Origin of the sequence: Cobetia sp. SIMBA_158, from assembly GCF_046566945.1 — a bacterium.
Taxonomy (GTDB): Bacteria; Pseudomonadota; Gammaproteobacteria; order Pseudomonadales; family Halomonadaceae; genus Cobetia; species Cobetia amphilecti.
Genome location: NZ_JAWJYL010000679.1, coordinates 1 through 256, shown reverse-complemented (window position 1 = coordinate 256; position 256 = coordinate 1). Strand labels below are relative to the sequence as shown.

General features: G+C 37.1%; 1 pseudogene. It reads left to right on the top strand.

Annotated elements, in window-relative coordinates:
• Positions 1 to 256 (top strand): annotated as a pseudogene (locus R2R70_RS21545) (hypothetical protein); the annotation flags it as partial.

Below are 256 nucleotides of genomic sequence, written 5' to 3'. Positions count from 1 at the left end.
ATCGCTATTATCGTGACTCACAAATTTATCAACTCGATTTAATCAAATCGTTAAAGTATATCGGTACGCCCCTCGAAAGTATTAAGTATGCACAGTCGTTAACGCCTGCAGAGTTACTCGATTTTTTATCGGAACAGGAGCAATTTGTTGAAGAAAAAGTCCAACGCATGCTGATGGTACAACAAACGCTCTTAAAAACTAAAGAGCTAATTGCTGAACTAATTACTATTCCAACGTACAACGAAGTGTATCAAAC